The 6,832-nt window shown below is 46.5% G+C and carries 5 protein-coding genes and 1 pseudogene; 1 reads left to right on the top strand and 5 read right to left on the bottom strand.

Going from position 1 to position 6,832, the window contains the following annotated elements; all coding sequences use genetic code 11:
• Window positions 1-245: 245 nt before the first annotated feature.
• Both Q0095_RS06130 and yedE read right to left on the bottom strand, forming a co-directional pair.
• Window positions 246-371 carry a hypothetical protein gene (locus Q0095_RS06130; RefSeq protein WP_297882340.1) on the bottom strand — a complete coding sequence of 42 codons (126 nt, stop codon included), beginning with the start codon at window positions 369-371 and terminating at the stop codon, window positions 246-248.
• Between the two features lie 533 nt (window positions 372-904).
• Window positions 905-1,966 (bottom strand): YedE family putative selenium transporter, encoded by a 1,062-nt coding sequence (gene yedE / locus Q0095_RS06135; RefSeq protein ID WP_297882342.1) that lies wholly within the window; start codon window positions 1,964-1,966, stop codon window positions 905-907.
• A 486-nt stretch (window positions 1,967-2,452) separates the two neighbouring features.
• Between yedE and Q0095_RS06140 the strand changes: the two genes are divergently transcribed.
• The gene (locus Q0095_RS06140; protein WP_297882345.1) at window positions 2,453-4,549 is read left to right on the top strand and encodes a TonB-dependent receptor; all 2,097 of its coding nucleotides are present in this window, start codon (window positions 2,453-2,455) and stop codon (window positions 4,547-4,549) included.
• Window positions 4,550-4,768: 219 nt separating this feature from the next.
• On the opposite strand, the gene Q0095_RS06145 is transcribed toward Q0095_RS06140, so the two are convergent.
• From Q0095_RS06145 to Q0095_RS06155, 3 genes and pseudogenes are all read right to left on the bottom strand, one after another.
• Window positions 4,769-5,911: a hypothetical protein gene (locus tag Q0095_RS06145; RefSeq protein ID WP_297882347.1), complete on the bottom strand. Its 1,143-nt coding sequence runs from the start codon at window positions 5,909-5,911 to the stop codon at window positions 4,769-4,771.
• Window positions 5,912-5,921: 10 nt separating this feature from the next.
• Window positions 5,922-6,668, bottom strand: coding sequence for a tryptophan synthase subunit alpha (trpA, locus tag Q0095_RS06150; protein ID WP_297882348.1), 747 nt, complete (start codon window positions 6,666-6,668; stop codon window positions 5,922-5,924).
• A pseudogene (locus Q0095_RS06155) lies at window positions 6,661-6,832 on the bottom strand (tryptophan synthase subunit beta); the annotation flags it as partial. The gene trpA and the pseudogene Q0095_RS06155, both read right to left, overlap by 8 nt.

The following is a 6,832-nucleotide window of genomic DNA, read 5'->3' on the forward strand; positions in this document are numbered from 1 at the left end:
TCTGATGATATAAATATTTTTATAAGTGAAATTATAAATAATTCTGAAAATTGGTATAAGGAAAATACTAATAATTAATTAGTTTTTTATTGCTATACTTAGAAATTTGTAAAATTTTATAATGATCGAGTTACTTATTATACAAATAAAATGCCCGAAAAAACTATATTCTTAGATGATCTTAAGGATGTAAAAAGAGCCTATTTCGCAAGAGATAATGAGTGGCTTAGGAGGCAAGGCGCTTTTTATAGATTTTTCTTAAAATTTGATCCGTATGCTACGATAATCGCTTTTTTATTGATCTGCATATTGGTATTGGCTATCGGCGTAAGAAAATATATAGAAACAGGTAGTTTCAGAGTATTTTTCATATCTATACTTGTATTTTTGTTTTTATTCGTCTCAAAATTTATATATTTTTTGGTTTTTAAATTTCAACTTAGACTTATATTCTACGATAATATAATAATCCGAGGCAAGGATAAAGATATCGCCTTTACGCATAGAAACTATGGACGACTACGTTAGGATAAAAGAATTTTTTATGAAGACAAAAGGCATTGATTTGGATAAGGCTCAGCGCCACGTATAGCTGGATTTTAATTAGCAATTAAAGAGCTTTAGATGAAAGAAGCCTCAATCGACGAATCTTTTAAATTTTAAAATTTAAAGGAGCGACTCTTAAAAATTGATCGTAATCTTTCTTGCGCAGAATCTATTTTATCATTTGGTTTATCGCGTTATGAATACGGCTACAAATTCTTAAATTCCATCTCTAGCTGCTTGCGCCAATCTTACAGCGAGCACTCTGCTCCAGCAGCGTATTTCTTTATAAGTACGCCGCCAGAGCTTGATCAGATACGCCGCCTCTGTATAGATTGATCTCTGAGATTAAATATCAACCTTAAGCGCCGCGCCTTTGAAAAATCCCCACGTAAAGCGCAAAAACAAAACCGATCGCGACCGCGTAAGGAGCGAACTCTGTGATGCCTTTAGCCGAGCTTGCGAGCAAGAAATTATGCGCGATCGCGGCGCCCGCCGCCATGCCGATGACGAAGATGCCCGAGCTTAAATTTCCCGTGCCGGCCTGCACCAGATGCTTACCGGGGCAGCCCTCGCTTAGGCTGAAGCAAAGTCCTGCGAGCACCATGCCTAAGAAATTCCAAACGAAATCGTTGTGTGCGATAGGCTGGCCTTCAAAGCCGAGTTTGTATTGCCCAAACGCGATATTTGCGATGCTCGCAAACACGATGACGCTTAGCACGCCCCAAAACATCGAGAAATCGCCGCGGAAAATTCTACCGAACGCGCCAACGCTGCAAAATTTGCTTCTGTGCATCACCGCGCCCACGATAATGCCCGCAGCCAGCGAGATGCCTACCGCGGCGTGTTGCGCGCCGGGGCCTTTAGCGGAGATAAAAAGCGCGCCGCCCTCGCCCGTTTTGAGTCCGAAAACCAAAGCCGCAAGTAGCGCCGCGCCCAGTATTACGGGCAAAATTCCGATCGCGCCGCTAAGTCTTGCCTCTTTACTCGCCTCATAGCCGCGCTTTTTAAGCAAAAACCCAATGAGTACGCCGCAGATCAGACCCGCTAGCCCGGCTAATGCGGTCAGATCGCCGCCGCCTAGGCGTAAAAACGCGCGCCACGGACATCCCAAAAATACAAGGCAACCGATCATCGCGAAAATCCCTAGGAAAAATTTTGCAAACGGCGAGCTGCCCGTAACCGGCGCGAACTCGCGCGTCCAAAGCACGCTTGCCAAAAAGCCGCCGAACACGAGCCCTATGATCTCCGGGCGGATGTATTGCACCGCGCTAGCTCGGTGAAAGCCCAGCGCGCCGGTGGTGTCGCGCAAAAAGCAAGCGACGCAAACGCCCATATTGCCCGGATTACCGAAATGCACCAGCGTCGCACCCAGAACGCCTAGCACGGCGCCTGCGATGATGTACCATTTAACGTTATTCATGAAAAAATCCTGAAATAATCTAGATCGACCGATCTCTTAGGCGCGATTTTATCCTTTGTAAAATAAAAAGCAAATAAATTCCGATCTGAATTTGCGAAAAGCGAAATTTTAAAATCGCGCGGGCGGCCGCTAAATTTAAACGCAAGCAAATCGCGGGCGTTTAAATTTAGGCTCTTTGCTGTGATAGAAGCGCCGAATTTAGCCGCTCGATTTCGGCGCAGACGAATCGAAACGAAAAGCCAAGGCGTAGAGGCAGTCAGACGAAACGCGATAAAAACAGGTGCAAGCGGAGCAGAGCCGAGGGGACAGAAACGGCGCAAATAGAGTGTAGGCATGACGTAGCCAAAACGCGGAAACGGCTTAGACGGAGCACAATACTTGCCGCCAATAAAAACGAATTTCAAATGGTTTTAAAATTAAATTTCAACCTTATTTAAGTATGTAGATATATAATAATGTATTTCAATTTTATTTTAAAGGGCGGGTATGAAAAAGCGAATTTTATTGGTGCCGCTTGCGATAGGCGCGATAGGCGGAGCAAATGCGGCCGAAAACAACGCCACAAAGTCGCAGGATCTAGGCCAAATCGTCGTGCAAGCGACGGTAAGCGCGGTCGATAACCTAAAATACGCGGGCTCGGCCGGAATTTTAACCCCCAAAGATATGAAAGCCAAAACCAACGTGATCGATTCGATCATGCAGATACCGGGCGTTGACGGCAGTATGGATATGGGGCGGCAGATCGGCAGGCAGTTTCAGATCCGCGGATTCGGATATCAAAGCGACGAGCGCGTCATCATCAAGCAAGACGGCGTGCGCAGGAGCGCGGGGATGTACTCAAATATGATCTCATCCTTCCGCACCGATAGCGACATTTTAAAGCGCGTCGAAGTCATAAAGGGCGCCTCGTCCGTGCTTCACGGCTCGGGCGCGATCGGCGGTATCGTAAATATGCAGACCAAAAGCGCGAGCGATTATCTAAGCGAAGGCAAAAGCGTAGGTTTGATGCTAGGACAGAGGCTTGAATCAAACAATATGCATAGCACGCGCGGCGCGGTCTACGGCAAGGGCGAGGAAATTCCGATTGATGTTTTACTCTACGGCAAGCGCGCAAGCTACGGCAACGTTAAGTTCGCAGACGGCGGCACGCACTACGGCGAGGGCTACGACAAGACCTTTAATAACGAGCATATCGATACCGGATTTTTTAAGATCGGCGCAAGTCTGGACGATCATCGCATAAGCTTCAGCGCCTTTGATTACGACGAAAATTTACACACCGTCTGGCAAACGCTATGGAAAAACGAGGAGGATCTCTTCGTGCATGGAAATTTAAGCCAGAGAGATTACGTTTTTGATTGGAATTTCACGCCGCAAAGCCCGCTAGTGGATATGTCTTTTAAGGCCTATAAAAGCAGAGCCGAGTATAAACGCGGCTATAAAGATCAACAACCTACGGGCACGCTAGATTACGCCAATAAAGATGATCGCAAGGGCTTAGAGATCAAAAATATCTCGGAATTTGATACGGGCTTTTTAAACCACAGCTTTGCTTTCGGCGGCGATTACGAAAAGCGGCAAGAGGATGCGACCTATATCCTAAACGGCGTGCTATCGGATTTTGCCTCCTTTCCGAATGAATACAATAGTTACGGGCTTTTCGCGCAGGATTTGATCCGCTTGCACGATGATTTAGAGCTTACCTTAGGCGGTAGATACGATAGATTCGATCGCGACATCAAAGGCAGATCGGCTAAATTTAAAGATTCCAGATTTTCTCCGCGCGCGGCGATTGCCTATACGCTCTTTGATAAATTTACGCTTTTAGCGGGATACAGCGAGAGTTTCCGCGCGCCTACTCCGCACGAGACATCGCAATCAGGGCCGATGAACATACATTATTATTACATCCCAAATCCCGATCTAAAGCCCGAGACCGTAAAAGAGTACGAGGTCGGATTTAGCTTTAAACAGGATGAAATTTTTACGGACGATCACTTCGATATGAAATTTATCTACTTTAACGGCAATATCAAAGATATGATTGACGTTAAGCCGCTACCGCATCTGGGCGTGCCTCCGGGCGGCTTTTCGCAACAATACGGGCAGTATCAAAATATCGATCAAGCCAAAAGACATGGTTTTGAGCTTAGCTCAAACTACCAAACGCAGGACTTTGATTTCGGCGCAAGCTTCGAGCGACTTAGAATTTACAATAAGCAGACGCATGAAAACATAAACAACCACGCCAAAAAGCTAAGCGCGCACGCCTCCTACTCGCCTCTGCACGATTTAAATTTAGGCTTTGAGGTAAGCCACTACTTCAAGCCTCATTCTAAACCCGCTTCCTATTTCGCTCGCAGAACGGAATATTTTTACGCAGATAAAGCTTTTACGATCGCGAATTTCAGAGGAAGCTACAAGATCAAAAACGGCGTTATTCCGGCCCTTGATGGCGCGGACGTGAGCTTCGGCGTAAATAATATTTTCGATCGCCACTACATCAACGCAAACCGCACGCGAGATACTTTAGCGGTCGGCGCGGGACGAAATTTCTACGTCGATTTGGAAGTAAGATTTTAGATTAATTTTTTGTGGCGAGGCGCGAGTTAAATTTTAAAACTTACCCGAGCCTTCGCCCTTCTTTCTTTTCAAATTTAAACCTCATCGCGACCTTTTGGTGATAAGGCTTAAATGTGGCATAAATTTCTAGCGCTATAAAATTCCACAATTTTTAAAATTTAACAAACTGCAAAATTTTATGGGTTGCAAAGCCCGCAAGTTACGAAATTCCACGCCTCATCAATCGATAGCGTTGGAGCTTTTTAACACCACTAGATGTTTTTTGCCCGCGAAGCTTAGCACTACGGCAGTATTATTTTCGTCGATCTCGCGCACAAGCTCTACTCGCACGTCGCTAGGTCTTGCGGTATTCGAGCTAAGCAGCTCATTTTCTAAAATGCTTCTAAATGCCGAAATCTTGGGCTCTTTTGCATCCGATCTTTCTTTTGCTCCCTCGCGAAATTCCATCGTACCACTCTCGGCAGAGCTTACTTTAAGCGGCGAAATTTTATCCGCTGCTCTTATATTCTCGACGCTCTCAGAGCTTTCGTCCGTCTCCGTAGCTTCCAAATGTTCAGCACGCGCAACTTCATCGTAAAATTTATCGTGTGCACTCTCTTCGTCCACGTTCTCGCCTCTTAAAAAATCTGCACCATCTATGCTTTTTGAGTCGTTAGAATTTTTTAAATTTAAAGCAGAGGCTTCATATTTCTTCGCAAACTCCTGCGCGTCAGAATAATTTGGGTTCTTTGATCCGCTCTGATTTTTAAAAGATGAGTCGTTTAAAATTTCATCTATGCCCGCTTCGTCCACGTCAGCGCTATCCATGCTAGCGTCGTCTTCAAAAACCCGCCATGTCTCGTCGATACTTTTTTGCGGCTTGTGTGATAAAAATTTTCGCACGCCGACGAAAGCCGCAGCCGCAAGCAGTAACGCTACGATTATCGGCATCACGGAAACTCCACTGCTACCGCTTTGCGCCGTTTCATTCGCCTCGCTCTTCACGCTCATCTTGCTTTGGTCGAAAGCGGGATTTTTTACGCGTAAAATGAGCTTTAAATTGGCGTCTTGAGTAAGAGCATCGACTGATAGATCGGCTCCGGTAGGGAAATTGATCTCGATATCCTTGCCTTTGGGCGCTATCGTAAAGCTTTTTAAGACCTTTTGATTGGTGCGCATTTCGTTAAATTTCTCATCGCCGCCAAGCCCTTTTAAAATAAGGCTCATCGACTGCCCATCGACACGGCGCACGATGTCTGGCTTGTATGCGGAGTCAAATGCTAAGGCGATGTCGACGCTGTCGTCGTGGTTGAAAAGATCGTATTGCATCAGATTGGCGCCGAGGCAAAAATTTGCGATTAAAATCAAAAATATCTTTTTCATGCTCTTTCCGTTAGTTAAAAAGTTCGGCGATCTTATTTTGCAGCTCGCGCCCGCCGTAGTTCGCGCACAAATTTACGATCGCAGTGCCGATGATAGCGCCGTCTGCGTATTCTTTGGTGGCGCGAACATCGCTAGAGTTGCGAATGCCAAAGCCGATCGCTACGGGCAGATCGCTCATTTTTTTAAGATCTGCGACCATATTTTTAAGGCGCGAGATCGGAGTTTGCTTGCTTCCGGTCACGCCGATAGCGCCCACGCCGTAGATGAAGCCGCGCGCGCGGCTCAAAACTCGCGCGGCGCGGTGCTCGCTCGTAACACTAATGAGCGGGATGAGCGCGATACCGAACTCCTCGCAAAGCGCGAAAATTTCTTCGTTTTCTTCATACGGCAGATCGGGGATTATTAGTCCGCTGATGCCGTAGCGCGCCGCCTGCACTACAAACTCGCGCGCGCCGTAGGCAAAGATCACGTTGTAATAGACCAAAAACACGAGCGGCTTATGCGTTTGCACCTCTTTTAAAATTTCAAATACCTTCTCCGCGTTTACGCCGTTTTGCGCCGCGGAAAAGCTCGCTTTAAAAATTTCCGGACCGTCCGCGAGTGGATCGGAATACGGGATGCCAATCTCAAGCAGATCGATCGCGCTTTCATCTAAATTTGACAAAAACTCCTTCGTGTGCGCGGGGCTCGGATAGCCAGCCACGATATAGCCGATGTTCGCCTTTTTGCCGGCAAAGGCCGCTTTGATCTTATCCATAAATCGTTCCTTTTTTGTAGTTCATCACGGTATCCATATCCTTATCGCCCCTGCCGCTTACGTTTACGACGATCGTTTTTCTGTCTTTTAACTGCGGACAGAGCTTTTGCAAATACGCTAACGCGTGCGCGCTTTCGATCGCAGGGATGATGCCCTCTAGTCTA

This window comes from uncultured Campylobacter sp., from assembly GCF_938045535.1.
In the GTDB taxonomy this organism is placed as follows: Bacteria; Campylobacterota; Campylobacteria; order Campylobacterales; family Campylobacteraceae; genus Campylobacter_B.